The organism is Actinoplanes campanulatus (genome assembly GCF_014647795.1).
GTDB lineage: Bacteria > Actinomycetota > Actinomycetes > Mycobacteriales > Micromonosporaceae > Actinoplanes > Actinoplanes campanulatus.
Map to the genome: position 1 here is coordinate 285,266 of NZ_BMPW01000006.1, position 23,103 is coordinate 308,368.

Below are 23,103 nucleotides of genomic sequence, written 5' to 3' on the forward strand. Positions count from 1 at the left end.
CGCTCTCCCGGGGCTTCGCGGGAAGCCCCGGGGACGGTTCCTAGACGCCGAGCGTTGCCGCGATCTCGGTGCGAAGGACCTTCAGGTCCGCCGCCGCGCGGGTGCGGGCCGTCGCCGGGTCACCCTCGACGACCACTTCGAGGTACGCCTTGAGCTTCGGCTCCGTGCCGGACGGCCGGATCACGACGCGGGTCGTGGCGGTGCGGAAGGTCAGCACGTCGTTATCCGGCAGCAGGTCGGTCGTCTCGGTGACCGGGGCGCCGAGGAGCGTCGCCGGCGGGTTGCGCCGGGCCCGGCCCATCGCCACCCCGATCTCGGCGAGGTCGTCGACACGGACCGACAGCTGGTCGGTGGCGTGCAGGCCCAGCTCGCGGGCCAGCTCGTCCAGGCGGCCGGCCAGGGTGCGGCCCTCCGCCTTCAAGCCGGCGGCCAGCTCGGCGACGGTCAGCGCCGCGGTGATGCCGTCCTTGTCCCGGACCAGGGCCGGCGCCACGCAGTAGCCGAGCGCCTCCTCGTAACCGAACGCCAGATGCTCGGCGGCCCGGACGATCCACTTGAAGCCGGTCAGGGTCTCGGCGTAGGGGACGTCACGGGCGGCGCACAGGCGGCCCAGCATCGACGACGAGACGATCGTGGTGGCGTACAGGCCGGGAGTGCCCCGGCGGATCAGATGGTCGGCCAGCAGCACACCCAGCTCATCACCGCGCAGTGGCCGCCAGCCGTCCGGGCCCGGGATCGCCACGGCACAGCGGTCGGCGTCCGGGTCGTTCGCGATCGCCAGGTCGGCGCCGTGCTCCCCGGCCAGCGCCAGCAGCCGGTCCATGGCGCCCGGCTCCTCCGGGTTCGGGAACGCCACGGTCGGGAACTCGGGGTCCGGCTCGGCCTGCGCCGCGACGATCGCCGGGGCGGGGAAACCGGCCGCCACGAACGCCTCGGCGAGCGTCGACCCGCCGACCCCGTGCATCGGGGTGTACGCGATCGTCAGGTCACGCGGGCCGGACGGGTCCAGGACGGCGGCCGCGCTGCGCACGTACCCATGGGCCACCTCCGCACCCAGAAGCGTGCCCGGACCGCCCAGCGGGACCGACGCGACGCTCGGGACCGCCCGGATGGCGGCCTCGATGCCGGCGTCGGCCGGTGGGACGATCTGCGCCCCGTCGCCGGCCGGACCACCCAGCGCGGCCCCCAGATAGACCTTGTAGCCGTTGTCCTGGGGCGGGTTGTGGCTGGCGGTCACCATCACCCCGGCGACCGCGCCGAGAGCGCGAACCGCGTACGCCAGCACCGGTGTCGGCAGCGGCCCGGGCAGCAGCAGCGCCTCCCGGCCGGCGCCGGTCGCGACCCGGGCGGTCCGCTCGGCGAACTCCTTCGAACCGTGGCGGGCGTCGTACCCGATCACCAGCGGGCCCTCGCCGCCGCTCGCCGCGAGCCAGCCGACCAGGCCGGCCGCGGCCCGGGTGACCACCGCGAGGTTCATGCCGTTGGGGCCGGCGCGCAGGCGGCCGCGCAGACCGGCGGTGCCGAAGGTGAGCGGGCCGGCGAAGCGGTCGAGCAGTTCGGCGGCGGTGGCCGGCAGACCGTCGATTACCGCACGCAGCTCGGCCCGGCTCGCCGGATCGGGGTCGTCGGCGAGCCAGGCCTCGGCCCGGGCGATCAGGTCAACATCAACTTGTGGTGCCATCAGGGATTGATAGCACAGAGCCGTCACAGGTTGAGCTGGAAACTCTCCACCATCGCGTCGTAGTACTTCCGGTAGTCGGCGAACTTGGCCTCGGTGGTGGTCAGGTAGAACGAGTACATCTTGTTGTTGACGGTGGTCATCCGCCAGACGCCGTGGCGCATGGCGTCGCCCTCACCACAGGTGTACTCGAGCTCGGCCCCCGCGTTGCCGGCGATCTCGACCTGCTGCGTGCCGACTGAGACGAACGGGTCGGGGCAGGTCTTGCCCTTCTTCAGGCCGGCCGGAGCGGTCTGGGAGACGAACTTGGTCGGGTCGACCGAGCCCTTCTCCACCAGGATGCGCACCTTCGTGGTCTTGTCCGCGGGCTCGTAGTACTCCACGTAGACGCCACCGGCCGCCCGGGTCCAGCCGGCCGGCACGTTCACGCTGACCGCGGCGTTGCCCTTGTACGCCTGCGTCTCCACCGCGGGCGCGGGCGGGGCGCTCGTGGGCCCGGCGGCGGCCGGGGTGTTCTTCGGGTCGCCGCCACCGCTCAGGGCGAAGACGAGCACCAGGATCAGGACCACGGCGGCGGCCGCGCCACCGGAGATCAGCTGCTTGTTGCGCGGCCAACTCTGGAACGTGGCGACCGCCTTGCCGGTGGTCTCCTTGGCGGTGCCGACGATGCTCCCGAAGGCGGCCCGGCGCTTGGCGGCCGGGCTGACCACCACGGTGCCCGGGCGGGGCGCGCCACCGGGCGGCGGGACCTGCCAGGGGTTCTGCGGCGGGATGACGCTCGTGGTGTCGCCACCGGCGCGCCGGCCGCCGTCGGGCAGCTTGTGGGCGGGCATCGCGCCGGTGGGCATGCTCACGGCGGGGCCGGACGGCTCGGGCGCGCGACGGCGGCCGCCGCCCGCGTTCTGCTGCTCCAGCTTGGCCAGGTGGTCGGTGAGCGACTCGTCGGGCGCCAGCATGGCCCGGCCGCCGATCTGACCGGTCGGCTGCGGCGGGATCTGCTGCGTCTCGGCCGGGGCCGGGCTGACCGGCCGCGGCGAGGGCACCACCGAATAGGGGTCGGTCATCATGTGCGGCGGGTTCTTGCTGGCCAGGGGGCCGGCCAGTTGCTGCCGCAGGATGGTCCGGGCGGTCTGCACGTCCATCCGCCGGGCCGGATCCTTCTCCAGCAGGCCCATCAGCACCGGGGTGAGCGAGCCGGCCCGCACCACCGGGGCGGGCGGGTCCTCGACGACCGAGTGCATGGTCTCGATCGGGTCGCCCTTGTCGAACGGCGGCCGGCCCTCGATCGCGGTGTAGAGCGTGACGCCGAGCGAGAACAGGTCGCTGGGCGGGCCGAAGTCGTGGCCCATGGCCCGCTCCGGCGAGATGAAGTGCGGCGAGCCGAGCACCATGCCCGGCGTGGTCAGCTGCACGTCGGTGGGCATCCGGGCGACACCGAAGTCGGTCAGCACGCAGCGGCCGTCACCGCAGATCAGAACGTTGGCCGGCTTCACGTCGCGGTGCAGCACCCCGTGCGCGTGGGCCACCTCGAGGGCGCCGAGCAGGGCGATGCCGATCTTCGCGACCACCCGGGACGGGACCGGCCCGTCCTCGATGACCATGTCGGCGAGGCTGCGGGCGTCCAGCAGCTCCATGACGATCCACGGGCGGCCGTTCTCGTGCACGACGTCGTAGACCTGCACCACGGCCGGGTGCTGGAGCGCGGCCGCGGCACGGGCCTCGCGCATGGTCCGTTCGTACATCGCGTCACGGTCGCTCGGCGCCAGACCCGGCGGAAGGATGACCTCCTTGATCGCCACGTCGCGGCGCAGCAGCGTGTCCGCCGCGCGCCACACCGTTCCCATGCCACCGTGACCCACCGCGGCGCGCAGCGTGTACCGCCCGCCGATGAGCGTGCCGGGGGCGGCGCGTCCGTTGGGGGGAGCCGTGTTGCCGCCGCTCCACGTCGGAATTTGAGTCACTGAGGATGCCACCGAGGGGGTATAGGGGCTGTCGACCAACCCCGCTATCTTGCCCGCAGGTTGGGGGAGAACGAAAGTTCCTGAGGCACTGTTAACCACACTTCGACGGTGGGTAGTGGCTGAGTGGCCGAGGGTGGCCCCCAGGCGAACACAGGGTGGCAAATTCCTCACGGTCGGCGGCCTTAACGAGTCTTAGGATCACCGGTGTGAATGCAGAGTCAGGGTTCCCCATCAAACCGGTGTACGGCCCTGCTGACGTGCCGGTGAGCGCCGGGACCGACGAGCCCGGTAACTATCCCTACACGCGCGGCGTCTACCCGACGATGTACACGAAACGGCCGTGGACCATGCGGCAGTACGCCGGGTTCGGCACCGCGGCCGAGTCGAACGCCCGCTACCACCAGTTACTGGCAGCCGGGACGATGGGCCTTTCGGTGGCCTTCGACCTGCCCACCCAGATGGGTTACGACTCCGATGACCCGATCGCGCACGGCGAGGTCGGCAAGGTCGGCGTCGCCATCGACTCGATCGACGACATGCGGCAGCTCTTCGCCGGCATCCCGCTGGACCGGGTGTCCACCTCGATGACGATCAACGCGCCCGGGTCGGTCCTGCTGCTGCTCTACCAGCTGGTCGCCGAGGAGCAGGGGGTGCCCGGCGCGGCGCTCCAGGGCACGATCCAGAACGACATCCTGAAGGAGTACATCGCCCGCGGGACGTACATCTTCCCGCCCAAACCGTCGCTGCGCCTGGTGGCCGACACGTTCGCCTACTGCAAGGCCGAGATCCCGAAGTGGAACACCATCTCGATCTCCGGCTACCACATGGCCGAGGCCGGCGCCTCGCCCGCGCAGGAGATCGCGTTCACCCTGGCCAACGGCATCGAGTACGTCCGCGCCGCGATCGCCGCGGGCCTGGCCGTCGACGACTTCGCGCCCCGGCTGTCGTTCTTCTTCGTGGCCCGGACCACGCTGCTGGAGGAGATCGCCAAGTTCCGCGCGGCCCGCCGGATGTGGGCGCGGATCATGCGCGACGAGTTCGGCGCCGAGGACCCGAAGTCGCTGATGCTGCGGTTCCACACCCAGACCGCCGGCGTGCAGCTCACCGCGCAGCAGCCGGAGGTCAACCTGGTCCGGGTGGCGATCCAGGCGCTCGGCGCGGTGGCCGGCGGCACCCAGTCGCTGCACACCAACTCGTACGACGAGGCGATCGCCCTGCCCACCGAGAAGTCGGCCCGGCTCGCCCTGCGCACCCAGCAGGTGCTCGCCTACGAGAGCGGCCTGACCGGCACGGTCGACCCGTTCGCCGGCTCGTACGCGGTGGAGGCGCTCACCGACGCCGTCGAGAAGGAGGCGACCGCGCTCATCGACCGGGTCTTCGAGTTCGGCTCGTCGGTCGACGCCATCGAGGCGGGCTTCCAGAAGAACGAGATCGAGGCGTCGGCGTACCGGATCGCCACCGAGATCGACGCCGGCGAGCGCGTGGTGGTGGGCGTCAACCGGTTCACCGTCGAGGAGGAGGAGAAGTACGAGCCCCTCAGGGTCGACCCGGCGATCGAGGCCGCACAGGTGGCCCGCCTGGCGAGGCTGCGCGCCGAACGGGACGAGCCGGCCGTGCAGGCCGCGCTGGCAGATCTAGCGAAGGCCGCCGCCGGAAGTGTGAACGTCCTACCGTTGATGAAAGAGGCGTTGCGGCTCCGTGCGACCGTGGGGGAGGTGTGTCACACCCTCCGCGGGGTATGGGGCGTCCACCGCCCCGTCGAGCGCTTCTGAGCGGGTCGACGTACTCGTAGTGTGTCGCGTCACCTCGGCGATCCACTACCCGTTGAGGTTGGCGGGCCGGGATGATCTCCCGTGCGCCCGCCCAGCCTCCGGAACGGTGTGAGCAGCTGTTTACACGACCGTTGCACAGCGTCACCAAAAACGGGACTAAGCTGTCGCGCGTCGTGGAACCCGACAAAACTTCGAGAGCGAATACGGAAGCCTGACGTGACTACAGCTCTGGAGGCGCCCGAGGGCGCCGATACGGCGTGGCCCGGGCAACTCCCCGGGTCCGACCCCCTCCCCGGCCGGCTGGACCGCTGGCTCGCCTCGCGGGGGGCCGAGCTGGTAGCCATTCGCCGGCACCTCCACGCCCACCCGGAGCCGTCACACTCCGAGTTCGAGACCGCCGCGCTCATCGCCCGGGAGCTCTCCGTCGCCGGCCTCACCCCCCAGATGCTGCCGCGCGGCAACGGCGTCATCTGCGACATCGGTGAGGGCCCGCGGACCATCGCCTTCCGGGCCGACATCGACTCGCTGCCGTTGCGGGACCTCAAGGACGTGTCCTACCGCAGCACCGTCGACGGGCAGGCGCACGCCTGCGGCCACGACGTGCACACCACCGTCATGCTCGGGCTGGGCATGGCGCTGGCGCAGCTCAACGAGCAGGATCTGCTGCCCGGCCGGGTGCGGCTGCTCTTCCAGCCGGCCGAGGAGGCGATGCCGTCCGGCGCGCCCGAGGTGATCGCCGCGGGCGGCCTCAAGGACGTCGACGCCATCTTCGCGCTGCACTGCTACCCGCAACTGCCGGCCGGGCTGGTCGGGGTCCGCTCCGGTCCGTTCACCGCGGCCGCCGACGCGGTCGAGGTCAAGCTGACCGGTCCCGGTGGGCACACCGCCCGCCCGCACCTGACCGCCGACCTGGTGCACGCGCTGGGCCGGATCATCGTCGACGTGCCCGCACTGCTCAGCCGCCGGATCGACCCGCGCGCCGGTATCTCGCTGGTCTGGGGCTCGGTGCACGCCGGGCAGGCGTTCAACGCCATCCCCGGCGCGGGCGAGGTGCGCGGCACCGTCCGGGTCCTCAGCCGGGAGGCCTGGCGGGAGGCGCCCGAGCTGATCACCAAGCTGATCCGGGACGTGGTCGCGGCCACCGGCGCCGAGGTCGACGTCAACTACATCCGCGGCGTCCCGCCGGTCATCAACGACCGGATGGCGTCGGCGATCATCGCGGGCGCCGCGGGCGCCGCGCTCGGCCCGGACCGGGTGGTCGAGGCCGAGCTCAGCATGGGTGGCGAGGACTTCGCCTTCTACCTGGAACACGTCCCCGGCGCGATGATCCGCCTCGGCACCGCCCGGCCCGGCTCCGACGTCCGGCACGACCTGCACCAGGGCGACTTCGACGTGGACGAGAGCTGCATCGGCTACGGCGTCCGGGTGATGGCCCACACCGCCCTGGCCGCCCTTTCGACCGGGTCTTTTTAACTGGCTTCGCTTCGCTCCGCGGCAAAACGCCTGGTAACCGGTGAGGAGGCAGGCGATTTCCCGCCACCGCAAACCCCGCGGCGTCGAGAAATCACGTGCCTCCTCACCGGCGGCGTTTTGCGGGTGTGGCTGTCCCGCTTCCACGCATCAGGGAGCCAGAACGCGTACGGCGTACCGGATCAGGGGTTTGAAGCGGGAGTCTCGGCAGGGGGAGCGACCAGCGCCGGGGCGTTGCGGCGGCGGTAACGCCGCAGCAGGTGCATGACCGCCCAGGCCGGGAGGCTGATCGCGATGATCCATGGGAGCAGCGCGCCCAGGATGGTGAGCAGCACCCCGAGCGAGGCCATCAGCGCCTTCCAGCCGCCGGCGAGACCGGCTAGGAAGCCCGGCGGCTCCTCCTTCGGCTCCACGGCGGCCGCGGCCGGGTCGAGGAGCACCACGGTGATCGTGGAGAGCGAGGTGAGGTCGGACAGCCGCCGCTTCTTGCCCTCCAGCGCGGCCAGATCCGACTCCCGGGTGGCCACCTCCCGCTCCAGCATGACCAGGTCTTCCAGGCTCTTCGCCTCGGCGAGCAGGCGCTTGCCGCTGTCCACCCGGGCCTTCTGCACGGAGATCCGGGCGTCCAGGTCGACCACCTGCTCGGTGACGTCCTCGGTGTCGATGCCCCGCGCCTCCTCGGTGCCCAGCTTGGCGATCTGGTCCACCGCGGAGGTGAACTTGTCGGCCGGGACCCGCAACGTGATGTTCGCGGTCGACGAGCCGTCGCCGCTGTGCCGCTCGTCGCCGCCGACGAACCCGCCGGAGGCCGCGGCGATGCCGGTGACCTGGGCCGCCGCCGAGGTGACGTCGTCCACCCGCAGGGTGATCGACCCGGTGTAGATGATCGAGCGCTGGTCGACCCGCAGGTCGGGCGCCTGCGCCGTGGCGTCCTTGCCCTGGTTCGGCGCGGCCTGCTCCGGTGCCGCCCTGCCGGCCTGGTCGGCCATCTTGCCCGCCTCGCCGACCGCCGGGGCGCCCGCCGATCCGCTGTCCGATTGTGATTCGTTGCCGGCGCCGCAGCCGGCGAGCAGCAGGCCCGCCAGAAGGAATGTCGCCGTGAGTCCCCGTTTATGCATGGCAGCTCCGATCTCATGTCTTCACTGACCGTCGGACGTGAGGCACACACGTCCCGGTTCCGGCAGACTGCGAGATGAGCGGTCACAAATCAGCAGCGGAGGGATCCCGTGCGCGTCACGAAGTTCACGCACTCCTGTCTACGGGTCGAAGGCGCCGGAGTCCTCGTCGTCGATCCGGGCGAATTCTCCGAAGCGTCGGTATTGGACGGCGCGGACGCGGTGCTCATCACCCATGAGCATTTCGATCACCTCGATGTGAAGGCGGTGACCGGCGCCGTCGCCCGGCGGCCGGACCTGCGGATCTTCGCGCATCCGGCGGTGCTGAAACTGCTCACCGACGTCGACGAGGCCACCACCGCGATCTCGCCGGGGGAGGAGTTCGAGGCGGCCGGTTACCGGATCCGGGCCTTCGGCGGGCAGCACGCGATCATCCACCCGTACGTCCCGGTCTTCGCCAACCTGGGCTTCCTGATCGACGACGGCGCCACCAACCTCTACCACCCGGGCGACTCCTTCGTGGCACCGGACGTCGCCGTCGAGACGCTGTTCGTGCCGCTGAACGCGCCGTGGGCGACCATCGCCGAATCGCTCGAGTTCGTCCGCGGGGTCCGGCCGGAGCGGGCGTTCGCGCTGCACGACGGGCTGGTCAACGAGCGCGGCGCGGCGGTCTACGGCAAACACCTGGAAAGCTTCTCGGAGACCCGGTTCGCCCGGGTCGAGCCGGGCAGCGTGCTGGACTGACGTGCTGCACGCCGACGACGTCATCCAGCGGCTGTACGAAGCGCCGCCGGACGGGTTCGTCGCCGCCCGAGCCGAAGCGATCGCGGCGGCCCGGCAGGCTGGCGACCGGGAGGCCGCGAAACGGCTGGCCGCGCTGAAGAAGCCGACCGTGGCGGCCTGGGTGGTCAACCTGGTGGCGCTGCGGCGCCCGGAGCTCATCGAGGAACTGGTCGAGCTCTCGACGGCGCTGCGGGCGGCGCAGCGGGAGTTGCGGGGCGACCAGTTGCGGGAACTGTCGACGCAGCGGCGGCAGTTCGTGGCGTCGCTGGTCGCGGCCGCCCGCAAACTGGCCGTCGGTGCCGGTGCGGGGGCCGCGAAGCTGCCGCTCGGGGACGTGGAGGCGACGTTCACGACGGCGCTCGCCGAGCCGGGGATCGCCGAGCAGGTGCGGACCGGGCGGCTGATCCGGGCGGTCAGCCACTCCGGTTTCGGTGAGGTGCCCCGGCCGCGGTTGCGGCTGGTCACCGATGCCTCTCTCTCCGCGTCGGACGGTGAAACGGATGCGGTCGTCTCCGGCTCGCAGGAGGCCGACCGGGAACTCGCGGAGGCCGACCAGCGGCACCGGGAGCAGGCGCAGCGGACCGAGCGCCGCCGCCGGGAACTGGAGCGGGAGCTGAACGCCGCCACGGCCGCCGAACGGCGCGCCGACCAGCAGCTGGAACGCGCCGAGGACGCCGAACGGGAAGCCGGCCACCTGGTCGAGGACCTCGACGCCGAACTGGCCGAACTGGAGCGACGGCGGACCGAGGCGGTGGCCGACGTGGCCCGGCGCAAGACCGCCCGCCGGACCGCGGAACGGGAGGCCGCGGACGCCCGCCGCCGGGTCGGTGACGTGCAGGCGGCCCTGGACGACCTGCATCGATAGCGGGGAGCGTTTTCTTTAGACGGTCGAGGGGAGCAGAATCGGGCAGGTGACCCCGGAACAGGCTGCCGCCAACGCCCGCGCGGGACTCGCCGTCATCGTCGGCGCCTTCGCCGAATCACCGCGTACGCTGCGCCGCGCCCGGCTGCTCGGCCTCTCCGGCTGGGCCTACCACGTTTCGGCCCGGGCCGGCGCGCTCGGCGACGTCCGGCCGGAGACGGTGGCCGCGGCACTGGCCTTCATCGCGCCGGAGGCCGTCACCGACGGCTGGGAGGCCACGGTGAAGACGCACGCCCCGACCGAGGTCGCCACCTGGCACCTGGTCGAGCTCTGCGACTGGGGCACCGAACACCTGGGCGGCTTCCCCCGCCTGACCCGGCTGCTCGACCTGTCCCGTCGGGTGGCGGACCGGATCGACCCGGCCGGGCTCCCGCTCTTCGCCGCTTGGCAGGCCATGCCGGTGCCGAACACCGAGCCCGGCGCGCAGGCCGCGGTCCTGCTGCACCTGCTGCACGAACACCGGCAGGGCGTCCACGTGATCGCGGTCCGGGCGGCCGGCCTCACCCCGCTGGAGGCGATCATCGCCGGGCCGGAGGGCGAGACCGGGGCGGTGGCCTTCGGCTGGCAGCCGCCCTACCCGCCGGCCGGCCCGCTGCTGCGCCGCCTGCTGTGGGCCGACGCGGTGGCGGACGCACTGGCCGGGCAGGCATTCGCGGCCCTGGACCGGGCCGAGCGGCTCGAGTTCGCCGGCCTCCTGGAGTCACTGAGCCACCGCCTCGTCCGCTGAGCCGGTGCGGTCCCGTGAGTCACCGCCTCGTCCGCTGAGCCCATCGGGGGAAGACCGGCTTCGGGCGGCCCAGCCGGTCCAGCTGTTCCCGGAGACGCCGGGCGCCGTCCGGCAGGAACGGCCCGAGCTCGGTGGCCAGCAGCCGGCAGACGCCGGTCAGGGTGGCCAGCACCGCCTCCCCACCGCCCTTCCACGGCTGTTCCGCCTCGATCAGCCGGTTCGCCTCGTCGACCACCGAGCAGATCGCACCGGTGGCCGCCCGGAAGTCGAAGTCGTACAGGGCCCGGTCGATCCGCTCCGGCAGGTTCGTGCACCAGGCGGGTGGCGGGCTCGCGGCGATCTCGCCCCGGGTCAGCGTCAGCGTGCGGCTGACCAGGTTGCCGAGGCCGTTGGCCAGATCGGTGTCGGAGTGGTGGATCAGGCGCTCGGCGGTGAAGTCGGACTCACCGAGCCGGGCCACGTCGCGGAGCAGCCACCAGCGGACCGCGTCCGTGCCGTACCGGTCGGTGAGCCCGGCCGGGTCGACCGCGTTGCCGGTGCTCTTGGCGATCTTCGCCCCGTCCACGGTCAGGTAGTCGTGCACCAGCACCGTTGTGGGCAGCGGCAGCCCGGCCGAGAGCAGCAGGGCCGGCCAGTAGATGGCGTGGAATCGCACGATGCCCTTGCCGATCACGTGCGTACGCTCGCCCGCGCCGTCCCACCAGCGCCGGTAGTCCGGGCCGCCGCCGCCGTAGCCGAGCGCCGTCACGTAGTTGGCGAGCGCGTCCCACCAGACGTAGACCACCTGGCCGGGGTCACCGGGCACCGGGATGGCCCAGCCTGCGGCGCGGGCGGCCGGGCGGGAGACGCTGAAATCGGTGAGCCCGGCCCGGACGAACGCCAGCACCTCGTTGCGCCGGGCGGCCGGCGCGATCCGGATCCGTCCGGACTCCAGGATCTCCAGCAACTGATCGGTGTACCGGGACAGGCGGAAGAACCAGTTCTCCTCGGCCACCGTCTCGGGTCGTACCCGGTGCTCGGGGCAGAGCCCGTCGGGCAGCTCCGGTTCGGCATAGAACTGCTCGCAGCCGGGACAGTAGAGACCCTCGTAGCGGCGCCGGTAGAGGTCTCCGGCCGCCGCGCACTCCCGCCACAACCGCTCGACGCCGGCCCGGTGCCGGGCGTCCGCGCTGGTGCGGATGAAGTCGTCGAAGGACAGGGACAAGGGTTCGCGCAGGGCCGCGAAACGGGCCGCGTTGCGGTCGACGAACTCGCGGACGTTCACCCCCGCGGCCCGGGCCGCGGTGACGTTCTTGAGCGCGTTGTCGTCGGTGCCGGTCAGGAAGCGTGCCGGGCGGCCCCGCAGCCGGGCATGCCGGGCCAGCACGTCGGCCTGCACCAGCTCCAGGGCGTGACCCAAATGCGGGGCGGCGTTCACGTACGGGATCGCGGTCGTCACGTAGAGAGAGTTCATGATCGTCTCCTGGGATGGCCCGGTCCGGGCGGGAGACGGCGAAACCAGGCCCGGCGGACAGGGCCTGGTCGCGTGAGGTGGTCAGCGCACGGCGAGGAGCCCCGGGGCGGGGCCCATCATCGACTCACGGTGCGGCTGCATGCGGTTATGGTAGGCCGGTCCCCGGGGGAGCGGAAACTCGTTTGGCGGCGGCCCCGGGAGCGTGGTCGGATGCCCGCATGACCGAACTGCCCAGCGGCTGGACCACCCGCCGGCCCACTCTCGACGACATCCCCGCGATCCTCGAGGTGGTGCACGCCAGCGACATCGCCGCGGTGGGCGAGCCCGATTTCACCAGCGACGAGGTTCGTGAGGAGCTCATCGCGCCGAACACGGATCTGGACAGGGACTCCTGGCTGGCCCTCGACCCGTCCGGCAAGATCGTCGCTTGGGCGTACCCGTACAACGGGACCGGCCGGGCCCGGGACATGGCCAACGTCTACTTCTGGCCGGAGATCGGTCTGCCCGCGCTGCGGCCGCTGCTCGCCATGCTGATGGCGCGGATCGCCGAGCGGGCCCGGGAGTTCGGCCACGAGGTCTACGAGGTCCGGTCCGGGGCCATCCCGGGTGAGGACCACCTGATCGCGGCGCTGACCGACGCCGGTTTCACCTTCCTCAAGCAGTTCGCCCGGATGCAGATGTCACTCGAGGGCTACTCCCCGGTTGCGCCCGAGCCGCCGGCCGGCGTCACGATCCGCGCGGTGGACTCCGGCGACGAGGCCGAGATGCGCCGCTTCCACGCGGTCATCGAGGAGGCCTTCCGGGACTCCGATCACCCCGCGATGGGGTACGACGGCTGGCGCGCCCAGTTCGAGTCCGAGTCCTCGGTCTCGTTCGACGAGTGGCTCGTCGCCGAGGTGGGCGGGGAGATCGCCGGGGTGCTCCAGTCGGCCGACGGCAGCGGTGACACCGAGGAGGGCTACGTGAAGTACCTGGCCACCCTCCGTGGCTTCCGCAAGCGCGGGGTGGGCGAGGCGCTGCTGCGGCGGGCTTTCGCCGTCTATGCCGCCAAGGGCCGCCCGAAGGCCGGGCTCGGCGTCGATCTGGCGAACCCGACCGACGCCGCGAGCCTCTACTTCAAGGTCGGCATGACCCCGCTCTACCGGGCCGATGTGTACCGGACCGAGATCAAGACGCCCGCCTAGACCGAGGCGGGGGCCGTTTCGGCCTCTCGCCGGGGCGCCGGCGGCAGCACGCTGCCGCCGGTCTCCCCACCGCGGTCCAGCCACCGCTTCGGGGTGTGCTTACGCCACCACTTCTCGGCCGGCTCCTCGACGTACGTGAAGAGCACCCAGCAGATCACGTTGATGACCACGGCCATCCCGATCAGGGTGAACAGCACCGAGTCGTTGTCCGGCATCCGGCCGAACTCGTAGGTCGCCAGCCGGCTGATCGCATGGTGAACCAGGTAGAAGCTGTAGGACCAGAGTCCCAGCGAGACGAGCAGCCGGTTGTTCAGGACGCCCCGGTGCCCCCGCGCCTCACGCTGGAGGAACGCCAGGATGATCAGGGCCGACAGGATGCCCACCACCGGCCGCATGGCGAACTCCATCTGGTGTTCGACGACGTCGGAGAACGGCCACCGCTCCTGGTAGTAGAGGTAGGTCCAGCCGAACAGGCCGGCCAGCGGTACGACCGGGTGCAGCGGCAGCCGCCAGCCGCGCCGAAGGGCCAGCGCCATGGTCATGCCGAGCAGGAACTCCGGCAGGTACACCAGCGGGTGGCGCATCACCCAGCGGGCCATGGCGGGTTCGAGGTTCGCGTCGGCGACCCAGTTGACCAGGTACATGCCGAACAGGCCGACCGCTGTGGCGACCATCAGCCAGCGGGTCCGCATCCGGTTCGCGAACGGCGCGACCAGCGGGAAGAGCGCGTAGAAGAGCAGCTCGACGCTGAGCGTCCAGGTCACCGGGTTGCCCGGCAGGGTGGGTGTGACGTCCGGGAACCAGGTCTGCACCAGGAACACCGACGAGATCAGGCCGGGCCAGTCGATGTCCACCTTCGCCGCGATGTAGAACGCGTAGATGCCCAAGGGGAGGGCCACCAGGTGCACCGGCCAGATCCGGCCGACCCGCCGCCAGTAGAACACCAGGGGGCTCTCCCTCGGCTTGAAGACCCACATCATGAGGAAGCCGGAGAGTACGAAGAAGAACGTGACGCCGTGCGCGCCGATGCCCGAGAACGGGAAGATCGTTTCGGACCGACCGAAACCGGTCTTGCCGCCCAGTCCGGTGAAGTGGTGGGCGAAGACCGCGAAAGCCGCGAAGAACCGCAGGCTGGTCAGGGAATCCAAGCGCTTCGGCAGCGGGGCCGTGGGGTCGGCCCTGAGGCCTTTCATGAGCATGTGTGAGATCAGCTTCTGCGAGACGGCGGAAGAGTGACGGAAGTTCGAACAGTAGTACAGCCGTCGATTAGGCGGTAGGCGAGAACGGTCTCGCCCACCACCCGCCTAGATCTCTGGAGAAGCCGTTCCGGTGGGCCGGCCGCGCAGATCGGCGACATAGTCGTCGGGCGCTCCGGCCTTCTCCGCCGCGTTGGCGATCTCCGACAGGTACCAGGCGGTCGGCAGACCACCCTCGTACCCGGCGAAGACGTAAACCCAGGCGGAGACCTCACCGTCGAGCGTCGATACACGCAGGGTGACCTTCTGGTACGCCCCGGCGGTCACGCCCTCGATCTCGTCCAACTGTGACGCGTCCCACGCGTGGACGTCGTAGACGGAGACGAAGACCCGGTCGCCGGGCGACTCGACTATCGTCGCCACCGCCCCCTCCCAGCCGATTTCTCCCTCACCGGCGAAGGTGAGGCGCCAGCCTTCGATCCACCCCACGCCGACCATCGGCGAGTGCGGACAGTAGGCCCGCATGCGGGCGGGATCCAGATTCGAGCCATACGCGGCGTAGTGACGCACGGCGACGACGATAGTCCTAGCGGGCGGTGGTGAGAATATGAGGAGTGCGTGTCGGCACAACTGTTCGGCATTGGGTGCCGCTTTTGGAGGTCTTTAGTCGTGAGTCGGATCGTGATCATCGGTGGGGGACCGGGAGGGTACGAGGCGGCTCTGGTCGCGGCGCAGCTCGGCGCTGACGTCACTCTCGTCGAAGCCGAGGGGCCCGGTGGAGCCTGTGTGCTGACCGACTGTGTGCCGTCCAAGACGTTCATCGCCAGCTCGGAGGTGGTGACCGGGCTCCGCTACGAGGAGCGCTTCGGGATCCGGTCGTCCGGCCTGTCCGGGGTCACGGTCGACGCGAAGGCGGTCAACGAGCGGGTCAAGAAGCTGGCCCTCGCCCAATCCGGTGACATCCAGACCAAGCTGATCAAGGCCGGGGTGGACGTCGTCCGCGGTCGCGCCCGCCTCGGTGAGGACCGGCTCGGGCACACCCATCAGGTGCTGATCACCCCGGAGGGCGGGGAGACGTACGCGGTGGAGGCCACCACCGTGCTGCTGGCCACCGGCGCCACCCCGCGGGTGCTGTCGTCGGCCCGCCCGGACGGGCAGCGCATCCTCGACTGGCGGCAGGTGTGGGACCTCGAGGAACTGCCCAGCCACCTGGTCGTGATCGGTTCCGGTGTGACCGGCGCCGAGTTCGCCAGCGCGTACCTGGCGATGGGCGTGAAGGTGACGCTCATCTCCAGCCGCGAGCGGGTCATGCCGCACGAGGACGCGGACGCCGCCATGGCGATCGAGCGGGTGTTCCGGGAGCGGGGCATGACGATCCTCAGCCAGTCCCGTGGCGACTCGGTGGTGAACACCGGCGACGGGGTCCTGGTCACCCTCTCCGACGGGCGCACCGTCGAGGCGTCACACGCCCTGATGGCGGTCGGCGCCATCCCCAACACGTCCGAGCTGGGCCTGCGGGAGTACGGCGTGGACATCTCCGACGGCGGCTACGTGACCGTGGACCGGGTCTCCCGGACCAACGTGCCGGGCATCTACGCGGCCGGTGACTGCACCGGCGTGCTGCCGCTGGCCAGCGTCGCCGCCATGCAGGGCCGGATCGCGATCTGGCACGCCATGGGCGAGGCGGTCGCCCCGCTGCGTCTGCGGACCGTCTCGGCGAACGTCTTCACCGACCCCGAGCTGGCCACCGTCGGCGTCTCCCAGAACGAGGTGGACTCCGGCCGTTTCCCGGCCCGCCAGGTGATGCTGCCCCTCACCGGCAACGCCCGCGCCAAGATGGCCGGTCTCCAGGACGGGTTCGTCAAGCTGTTCTGCCGCCCGGCCACCGGCCAGATCGTCGGCGGCGTCGTGGTGTCACCCAAGGCCAGCGAGCTGATCCTGCCGATCACGATGGCGATCGAGAACAACCTGACCGTGGATCAGCTGGCCCACACCATCACGATCTATCCGTCGCTCTCCGGCTCGATCGCCGAGGCGGCGCGTCAGCTGATGCAGCACGAGATCCAGTAGCCGGCCCGTCGGCGGCCGCCTGATCGCGGCCGCCGAAGAGGGCCAGGATCCAGCCGGCCGTGCCGAAGATGAGCGCGGCGGTCGCGGCGACAGCGAAGAGGCGCCACGCGGACTGGGTGATCGCGGTGCCGCCGAGATGCCCCACCAGCCCGCCGTAGCAGGCCCAGCTCAGCGCGGCCGCCACGTCGTACCCGATGAAGGACTTGATCGGGTAACCGGACCGGCCGGCGTGATAGCCGGACGCCATCCGGCCGCCCGGGACGAACCGGCAGAGCAGCACCACGAGCGGGCCCGGCCGCCGCAGGCCACGGGTGAAGCGGGCGGCGGCGCGCCGGGTCTTCGACTCGCTCTCCTCGTTGCGCGGCGCGAACCTGTCCCGCAACGCGCTCAGCCGGGCGCCGGTCGACCGGCCCAGCACGAAGGCGATGAGGTCACCGGTGAACATGCCGACCGCGCCGACCGCCACCACCGCGGCAAGATCGAGATCTCCGTAGACGGTGAGCGCTCCGGATGTGATCATGATGGCCTGGGTGGGTACCACCGGCACCAGCGCGTCGACCGCGAGAAACGCGAACAAGGCCAGGTAGGCCCACGCCGGTACCGCCAACATGGTCAGCATTTCGGTCATAGGTCGGGCCACCTCGCGGCTTTCAGGACTCCCGGCATTGTGCGTGAACCCGCCTGAGAGTGCGCTGTGTTCAGAACGCGCTCCCGCCGGGCACGGTCCGTCGTGATGCCGGACACGCTACGGCGAGAAGCCACCCTTGCGCGCCCGCTTTTCGCGGGCGGCCGATCCCCGGCGTACGGTGGGATCGGCCCCGCCGCACGACGGCGCGCGGCCGCGGGCCGTCGGTAGGTCCCGTATCGACGGCCCGCTCCCGGGAAACCCCGGGCACCTCCCTCCCGGGAAGCCCCGGGCCCCTCCAGAGAACGCCACAGGCGGCGAACCCGTGACGGCTAGTCGATCGCGCAGATCACCGTGCCGGCGGTCACCGTGGCGCCCGGCTCCACGGACAGGCCCGCCACCGTGCCGGCCTTGTGCGCCTGCAACGGCTGCTCCATCTTCATGGCCTCGATCACCACGATGGTGTCGCCCTCGGCCACCTCGTCACCGTTCTGCACGGCGACCTTCACGATGGTGCCCTGCATCGGCGCGGTCAGACTGCCGCCGCTGACCCGGGTCTGCGCGCCGCCGCCGCGGGGACGGGACGCACTGCGCTTGGGGGCCGCGGGCCCCGTACCGGAGAAAAGGGTCTTGGGAAGCCGCACCTCGATGCGCCGACCGCCCACCTCGACCACGACGGTCTCGCGCTCGCCCGTCTCCTCGGCCGGCGCGGCGGGCGTGCTGAACGGCTGCACCTCGTTGACCCACTCGGTCTCGATCCAGCGGGTGTGCACCGTGAACGGCTCGCCGGTGAACGCCTCGTCCCGCACCACCGCGCGATGGAACGGCAGCACCGTGGCGATCCCCTCGATCACCGTCTCGTCCAGCACCCGGCGGGCCCGCTCCAGCGCCTCGGCCCGGCTCGCGCCCGTCACGATGATCTTCGCGAGCATCGAGTCGAAGTTGCCGCCGATCACACCGCCCTGCTCGACCCCCGAATCGACCCGCACACCCGGCCCGGACGGCCAGGTCAGCGCGGTGACCGTGCCCGGCGCCGGCAGGAAGTTGCGACCCGCGTCCTCGCCGTTGATCCGGAACTCGATCGAATGGCCGCGCGGCGCCGGGTCCTCGGTGAACGGCAGCGGCTCGCCCGCCGCGATCCGGAACTGCTCGCGCACCAGGTCGATGCCGGTGGTCTCCTCGCTGACCGGGTGCTCCACCTGGAGCCGCGTGTTCACCTCCAGGAACGAGATCGTCCCGTCCTGGCCCACCAGATACTCCACCGTGCCGGCGCCGTGATAACCGGCCTCCCGGCAGATCGCCTTCGCGCTGTCGTGGATCTTCTGTCGCTGGTCATCGCTCAGGAACGGCGCCGGCGCCTCCTCGACCAGCTTCTGGTGACGGCGCTGCAACGAGCAGTCCCGGGTGCCGACCACCACCACGTTGCCGTGCGTGTCCGCCAGAACCTGCGCCTCCACATGCCGGGGCCGGTCCAGGTAGCGCTCCACGAAACACTCGCCACGACCGAAAGCGGCCACCGCCTCGCGGGTCGCGCTCTCGAACAGCGCCGGGATCTCCTCGATCGTCCGGGCCACCTTCAGCCCCCGGCCACCACCGCCGAACGCCGCCTTGATCGCCACCGGCAGGCCGTGCTCCTGCGCGAACGCGACGATCTCGGCCGCGTCCGCGACCGGCTCGGGGGTGCCCGGCACCAGCGGCGCGCCCGCACGCTGCGCGATGTGCCGCGCGGTCACCTTGTCACCCAGGTCACGGATCGACTCCGGTGAAGGACCGATCCAGATCAAACCCGCATCCAGTACGGCCTGCGCGAACTCGGCGTTCTCGGAGAGGAAGCCGTAGCCCGGGTGGATCGCGTCGGCCCCGCTGCGGGCCGCGATCCCCAGGACCTTGTCGATGCGGAGATAGGTGTCCGCGGCGGTCTCACCGTCCAGCGCGAAGGCCTCGTCGGCCGCCCGCGTGTGTGGCGCGTCCCGGTCGCTGTCGGCGTAGATGGCGACGCTAGTGAGGCCGGCGTCCTTGCAGGCCCGGATTACCCGGAGGGCGATCTCGCCGCGATTGGCGATCAATATCTTCCGCACGGGGTAGAGCCTAACGGTTCCTCAGGTAGTTCCGCCGTGATCGATCTTCACTGTTCTGCAACGTTCCCGGGCTGTGGAAATCCGCCGCTAAGTTAGTCCCGATTCGTCTACCGGGCCGCGCCTCACCCACGGCCCGGAGCCGGCCCGATCGCTCCTGCTCTCACACCGCCCTGCTCTCACACCGCGCGGCTGAGCATGGCCGGTCCGATCGTTCTGTTCGACCGTCCGAACGGGGCGCGGCGTGTGACTTTGCCGGCCATTCCCGCCAACCGTCCGCTTCCGGCCCTGGCGGGCGCTCACGGTATGCCGTCCGTGCGCCCGGCCTGCCGCTATGACGCGGGTGGGTGACCTTCGGAGGTCGTTGCGTGTGCGCTGGCCGGTGCGAATGGGCCCGAGCGGCGGGCAGAGGATCAATTGACCAGCAGAGTCCGCGTGTGGGCGCCGCGAGTAGGGCTCAGCGACGCCAGAGTGAGGTGATCGGGACACCCATGTCGGCGAGGAGCCGGCGCAGCAGCGGCAACGACAGGCCGATCACGTTGCCCGGATCGCCCTCGATCCGCTCCACGAAAGCCCCGCCCCGCCCGTCCAACGTGAACGCGCCGGCCACATGCAACGGCTCACCCGACGCGACATAGGCCTCGATCTCGGCGTCGCTCACATCGGCGAAATGCACCGTCGTCATGCCGACCGCCTCCGCCTGCAGGCCACTGACCAGCCCGGTCAGGTGATGCCCCGTGTGCAGCACCCCCGACTTGCCGCGCATCGCCAACCAGCGCTCGGCCGCCTCCTGGGCGTCGGCCGGCTTGCCCAGCACCTCGCCCTCGAAGGCCAGCACCGAATCACACCCGAGCACCAACGCCCCCGGATCGGCGGGCAGTGCGGCGGCGACCGTCCGCGCCTTCATCCGCGCCAGGGCGAGACTCGTCGAATAGGCGTCGTCAGCCTCGACGGCACTCTCGTCCACACCGCTGACGACGACCTCGGCGTCGATCCCGGCCCCGGTCAGCAGCGCCCGCCGCGCGGGACTGGCCGAGGCGAGAACCAGGCGGTACACGATGTCGGTCTGCACGCTCTGCACGGGAAACGAGCCTACAAGCCGCAGGCGTGCAAAGTGTGCTCAGGCCCGGCGTTTCAGCGGCTATCTCGGACAAATGGTGCAGCTCAATGCCCACTTTCGGCCGCGAGCGCCGGTCCCGGAGGGCCGGCACCCGCGGGAGTTCGCGAACTATGCGGTCGGTCTCCGCCGCCGGCGCGCCAGAAACGCGAGGAGCACCCCGAGGACGGCGATCCCACCCGCGACGCCGGCGATGACCGGAAGGTTGGATTCCTCCGCTTCGGTCTCCGGATCCGCGGAACTCCCCACCGACGGCGCGACCACCGAAGGCTGGGCCGATGCGGTCACGGCCGTGCCTCCCTCAAGCGGCGGAACCTCGGCGGTCAGCGCCTTGACGACATTGAGCACCCCGTAGCCACACTGGTCATCCCGTCCGGGCGGCCCGTTGTCGTCAGCCGTGGCGGTGAGCCTGTGAATCACCTCGGCCGCCGAAAGATCGGGGAACTTCGCCCGCACCAGAGCAGCCGCCCCCGAAACAATCGCCGTAGCCGCAGACGTGCCGTCCACTCGGTCATAGTTGTTACCGAGCCCAGTGGTCACAATGTCCATGCCAGGTGCGCAAATTCCGACCTTCGCGCCGGTAACGGAGAAATCGGCGATTTTGCCGTTTCGGTCGATTGCGCCTACAGCTAGGACCTCGGGCAGGGCTGCGGGATATGCCAGCCTAATATTTTCCGATTCATTACCAGTGCCAGCCACAATAACAATGTCGGCGCGTGCTGCAGCGGTCACCGCCGCACTCAATGGCCTCGATGGCGCAGCCGTAGCCGAGATGTTTATTACATCGACTCCTGCGGTAGTTGCCCATTCGATGCCAGCTGCAAGGCCAAGGCCGTTATCCCTGGCGCCCGTAACCTTGATCGGAATTATTGCGGCACTCGGCGCCACTCCAAGTGCGCCGTCGTTGACGTTATGTCCATGTCCGGCTATTAATCCAGCCATGTTGGTTCCGTGGCCGACCTGGTCCGTCTGGCCGGATCCGTTTCCGTCTCCGCCCGAAGATGTATCAGTGCCCTTCTTGAGGTTCTTGGTTAGGTCGCGGTGAGGGAAAACTCCGCTGTCGGTCACGGCAACAGCTACACCTGCTGCTTTGGTTACCTGGTGAGCCTGGGCAAGATTCAGGTAACGCAGATGCCATTGGTCGTTTCTGGTCTGGTCGGCTAGTGCTGGCGCGGCCGGATAGACGCTTGCGGTGACTAAAGCAACGGCGGCCAGAAAATTTCCTATTTTATTGCCGAGTTCCACTTATCGTCCACCGATGGAGGGTCCGGGGTCAATTCGTTGCTCCGGAGAAGGGAGTAGGACAGGGTCAATTCCCTCTGTCGTCTCCCAGGGGTTATCCGGATCCCAGTGGTGATTCTGGATATTTTCCGTGTCTCGCGGTGACTGGCGTCGGCCAGTCGGTGGAGTTGGAGTTTGCCCGATCATCCCGCCCGCTGGATTGATTCTCTGCGTTCCTCGCGCTGAGCCACCTAGTTGGCTGCCCCTCCCGGGGGGAGGGCCGCCGCCTATCATTCCGGGCGGAGCGCCGCCGATGACACCACCATACGGAGAAGCCCCGCCTCTCACCCCTGTGGAGGGTGGAAATGTGCCGATCGGAGTGCCATTGGTTGCGGGCACTCGGGGCAATGTAGTCGGCGAGGTTGGGGTGGTTGGCGTGAACGGATAGGCGTTGGGCAGGTTGGTGCTCGGTGTGGTCGTCGTTGTGGGCGTGGTGAGGGGTGGAACCCCTGGAGTCGGCGCGGGTTGTGTCTTTGTCCCGCCCAAAATAGGGCCGTCGGGAGCTGGTTTAGAAGTTCCCGGTTTTTCGGAATCCACGCTCGGCTTGGTGATGCCCTTATTTGCACCCGAATCAGGTGAGCCGGACTTGGGAGACGTAGCTGGTGCGATCGATCGAGGTGAGAAGGGCGGGGTGACCGCCATCGGGCTGATTCCAGTTGTGCCCTGGTAGTTCGTGTCGGCGCTTTCGTTGACAAGGTTTGTCAGCGAAAACGGCTTGGGGGCTATGAAGTTGGACTGGGCGGCGGCCAACTCGGCTGAGAGGGACTGCATCGTGACGCGGGCCTGGGTGGTCAGGTCGTCCTGACGGCTGTACGGCACCGGCGGCGTCGTGGCGATCGGGTCCATGGTGGCCAGCGCCACCTCGTTCTTGGCCTTCTCGTACTCCTGGAGTTTTTCGCGGTTGGCCGCGTACTCCTTCTGGATGCCGGCGACCTTCTCCTTGGCCTGTTCGACCGCGTCGATGGTGGTCGTCAGGACACGCCAGTTGGTGTTGGAGGCGAGCCGCGTCTCCTCCAGGCTGATGATCAGCTGCTCGAGGCGTTCGATGTACGCATACGCCGCCCGGCTTCTCTCCGGGGGCCAGGCCTCGGCCAACCTGTCGCGGTACGCCCGAACCTGGGCCACGTGGTTCTCCAGGAGCGTGGCCGATTTGTGCCAGGCGTCGCCCATCTCCTGGTGCGGGGCGCTGTCGTGATCGCGGATCAGGTCCCACATGGCATCGACGCTCATGCCGTTCCAGCTGGTGCCGCTGGTGCCGCCGCCGGTCTCGATCGCCATCATGCGCCTCCGGGGAACGGCTCCGAGGTCTCCCCGGTGCTCTCGAACTGGGCCTCGACGTCGGCGACCTTGGCCCGGGAGAACGCGTCGGAGCCCCGGTACTGCTCGCTGATGCCGCTGGCGGCGCTGGCGAACTTGTACGTCCCGTCGGTGTAGCCGGCGACGTTCATCTGGGTGGCGATCTGCACCTGGTCGTGCCGGTACAGGAACAGGTGCAGCTCGTAGAACGGCGTGTCGGGCAGCTGTTTGATCATGGTGGTGCTCACCGCGTCCGCATATGGGGCGTAGTTCAGCTCGATGTCCTGTTTCAGCTTCGCCGCGAACTGCTCCATGGCGTTGATGTCCGCCTCGATGGCGCCGAAGTCGGTGTAGTCGACATTGCCCAACCACCCCGCG

Annotated in this window: 19 protein-coding genes; 7 read left to right on the forward strand and 12 right to left on the reverse strand. The window is 70.2% G+C overall.

Going from position 1 to position 23,103, the window contains the following annotated elements; translation table 11 throughout:
- Window positions 1–40 precede the first annotated feature (40 nt).
- Window positions 41–1,681 carry a phospho-sugar mutase gene (locus IEZ13_RS14230; protein WP_183222636.1) on the reverse strand — a complete coding sequence of 547 codons (1,641 nt, stop codon included), beginning with the start codon at window positions 1,679–1,681 and terminating at the stop codon, window positions 41–43.
- A 23-nt stretch (window positions 1,682–1,704) separates the two neighbouring features.
- Window positions 1,705–3,639: a serine/threonine-protein kinase gene (locus IEZ13_RS14235; RefSeq protein ID WP_183222637.1), complete on the reverse strand. Its 1,935-nt coding sequence runs from the start codon at window positions 3,637–3,639 to the stop codon at window positions 1,705–1,707.
- Window positions 3,640–3,845: 206 nt separating this feature from the next.
- Here IEZ13_RS14235 and IEZ13_RS14240 point away from each other — a divergent pair, with 206 nt between their 5' ends.
- Together IEZ13_RS14240 and IEZ13_RS14245 are read left to right on the forward strand one after the other, a co-directional pair.
- Window positions 3,846–5,411: an acyl-CoA mutase large subunit family protein gene (locus IEZ13_RS14240; protein WP_183222638.1), complete on the forward strand. Its 1,566-nt coding sequence runs from the start codon at window positions 3,846–3,848 to the stop codon at window positions 5,409–5,411.
- A 216-nt stretch (window positions 5,412–5,627) separates the two neighbouring features.
- Complete coding sequence (locus IEZ13_RS14245) at window positions 5,628–6,884, forward strand: amidohydrolase (RefSeq protein ID WP_183222639.1); 1,257 nt, start codon at window positions 5,628–5,630, stop codon at window positions 6,882–6,884.
- A gap of 179 nt (window positions 6,885–7,063) precedes the next feature.
- Here the strand turns inward: IEZ13_RS14245 and IEZ13_RS14250 are convergent, their stop codons facing one another.
- Window positions 7,064–7,999 carry a DUF4349 domain-containing protein gene (locus IEZ13_RS14250; RefSeq protein ID WP_183222640.1) on the reverse strand — a complete coding sequence of 312 codons (936 nt, stop codon included), beginning with the start codon at window positions 7,997–7,999 and terminating at the stop codon, window positions 7,064–7,066.
- 108 nt (window positions 8,000–8,107) lie between these two features.
- On the opposite strand from IEZ13_RS14250, the gene IEZ13_RS14255 reads away from it, so the two are divergent.
- The 3 genes from IEZ13_RS14255 to IEZ13_RS14265 are packed head-to-tail and all read left to right on the forward strand — an operon-like array spanning window position 8,108 to window position 10,428.
- Window positions 8,108–8,740 (forward strand): MBL fold metallo-hydrolase, encoded by a 633-nt coding sequence (locus tag IEZ13_RS14255; protein ID WP_183222641.1) that lies wholly within the window; start codon window positions 8,108–8,110, stop codon window positions 8,738–8,740.
- A 1-nt stretch (window position 8,741) separates the two neighbouring features.
- Window positions 8,742–9,644, forward strand: coding sequence for a hypothetical protein (locus IEZ13_RS14260; RefSeq protein ID WP_183222642.1), 903 nt, complete (start codon window positions 8,742–8,744; stop codon window positions 9,642–9,644).
- Between the two features lie 46 nt (window positions 9,645–9,690).
- Window positions 9,691–10,428: an SCO6745 family protein gene (locus IEZ13_RS14265; RefSeq protein ID WP_183222643.1), complete on the forward strand. Its 738-nt coding sequence runs from the start codon at window positions 9,691–9,693 to the stop codon at window positions 10,426–10,428.
- A gap of 19 nt (window positions 10,429–10,447) precedes the next feature.
- Here the strand turns inward: IEZ13_RS14265 and IEZ13_RS14270 are convergent, their stop codons facing one another.
- A complete protein-coding gene (locus IEZ13_RS14270) occupies window positions 10,448–11,881 on the reverse strand; it encodes a methionine--tRNA ligase (RefSeq protein ID WP_183222644.1) in 1,434 nt (477 codons plus the stop codon).
- Between the two features lie 218 nt (window positions 11,882–12,099).
- Here IEZ13_RS14270 and IEZ13_RS14275 point away from each other — a divergent pair, with 218 nt between their 5' ends.
- Window positions 12,100–13,065, forward strand: coding sequence for a GNAT family N-acetyltransferase (locus IEZ13_RS14275; RefSeq protein WP_183222645.1), 966 nt, complete (start codon window positions 12,100–12,102; stop codon window positions 13,063–13,065).
- On the opposite strand, the gene IEZ13_RS14280 is transcribed toward IEZ13_RS14275, so the two are convergent.
- Entirely contained in the window at window positions 13,062–14,258 is a 1,197-nt protein-coding gene (locus tag IEZ13_RS14280; protein ID WP_189285742.1) for an acyltransferase family protein, read from the reverse strand. The two genes, IEZ13_RS14275 and IEZ13_RS14280, sit on opposite strands and share 4 nt — an antisense overlap.
- A gap of 111 nt (window positions 14,259–14,369) precedes the next feature.
- On the reverse strand, window positions 14,370–14,831 hold the full coding sequence (locus IEZ13_RS14285; RefSeq protein ID WP_183222647.1) for a gamma-glutamylcyclotransferase: 462 nt from the start codon (window positions 14,829–14,831) through the stop codon (window positions 14,370–14,372).
- Between the two features lie 99 nt (window positions 14,832–14,930).
- On the opposite strand from IEZ13_RS14285, the gene IEZ13_RS14290 reads away from it, so the two are divergent.
- Window positions 14,931–16,331 (forward strand): NAD(P)H-quinone dehydrogenase, encoded by a 1,401-nt coding sequence (locus IEZ13_RS14290; RefSeq protein WP_183222648.1) that lies wholly within the window; start codon window positions 14,931–14,933, stop codon window positions 16,329–16,331.
- Here the strand turns inward: IEZ13_RS14290 and IEZ13_RS14295 are convergent.
- The 6 genes from IEZ13_RS14295 to IEZ13_RS14320 form a co-directional block, all read right to left on the reverse strand.
- Window positions 16,258–16,959, reverse strand: a complete 702-nt coding sequence (locus IEZ13_RS14295) for a DedA family protein (protein WP_183222649.1) — start codon at window positions 16,957–16,959, stop codon at window positions 16,258–16,260. The two genes, IEZ13_RS14290 and IEZ13_RS14295, sit on opposite strands and share 74 nt — an antisense overlap.
- Before the next feature lie 329 nt (window positions 16,960–17,288).
- Window positions 17,289–19,034: an acetyl/propionyl/methylcrotonyl-CoA carboxylase subunit alpha gene (locus tag IEZ13_RS14300; RefSeq protein WP_183222650.1), complete on the reverse strand. Its 1,746-nt coding sequence runs from the start codon at window positions 19,032–19,034 to the stop codon at window positions 17,289–17,291.
- A gap of 454 nt (window positions 19,035–19,488) precedes the next feature.
- The gene (locus IEZ13_RS14305; RefSeq protein ID WP_183222765.1) at window positions 19,489–20,103 is read right to left on the reverse strand and encodes a Maf family protein; all 615 of its coding nucleotides are present in this window, start codon (window positions 20,101–20,103) and stop codon (window positions 19,489–19,491) included.
- Between the two features lie 156 nt (window positions 20,104–20,259).
- On the reverse strand, window positions 20,260–21,393 hold the full coding sequence (locus IEZ13_RS14310; protein ID WP_229794680.1) for a S8 family serine peptidase: 1,134 nt from the start codon (window positions 21,391–21,393) through the stop codon (window positions 20,260–20,262).
- Window positions 21,394–22,710, reverse strand: coding sequence for a hypothetical protein (locus IEZ13_RS14315; protein WP_189285743.1), 1,317 nt, complete (start codon window positions 22,708–22,710; stop codon window positions 21,394–21,396).
- Window positions 22,707–23,093: a hypothetical protein gene (locus IEZ13_RS14320; RefSeq protein ID WP_183222652.1), complete on the reverse strand. Its 387-nt coding sequence runs from the start codon at window positions 23,091–23,093 to the stop codon at window positions 22,707–22,709. Before IEZ13_RS14320 ends, IEZ13_RS14315 begins: the two co-directional genes overlap by 4 nt.
- Window positions 23,094–23,103 lie beyond the last annotated feature (10 nt).

Excerpts from the sequence above, each read along its gene's own strand:
- IEZ13_RS14230 (WP_183222636.1), bottom strand. The coding sequence starts at position 1,681 with ATGGCACCACAAGTTGATGTTGACCTGATCGCCCGGGCCGAGGCCTGG.
- IEZ13_RS14250 (WP_183222640.1), bottom strand. The coding sequence starts at position 7,999 with ATGCATAAACGGGGACTCACGGCGACATTCCTTCTGGCGGGCCTGCTG.
- IEZ13_RS14270 (WP_183222644.1), bottom strand. The coding sequence starts at position 11,881 with ATGAACTCTCTCTACGTGACGACCGCGATCCCGTACGTGAACGCCGCC.
- IEZ13_RS14275 (WP_183222645.1), top strand. The coding sequence starts at position 12,100 with ATGACCGAACTGCCCAGCGGCTGGACCACCCGCCGGCCCACTCTCGAC.
- IEZ13_RS14280 (WP_189285742.1), bottom strand. The coding sequence starts at position 14,258 with ATGAAAGGCCTCAGGGCCGACCCCACGGCCCCGCTGCCGAAGCGCTTG.
- IEZ13_RS14295 (WP_183222649.1), bottom strand. The coding sequence starts at position 16,959 with ATGACCGAAATGCTGACCATGTTGGCGGTACCGGCGTGGGCCTACCTG.
- IEZ13_RS14315 (WP_189285743.1), bottom strand. The coding sequence starts at position 22,710 with ATGATGGCGATCGAGACCGGCGGCGGCACCAGCGGCACCAGCTGGAAC.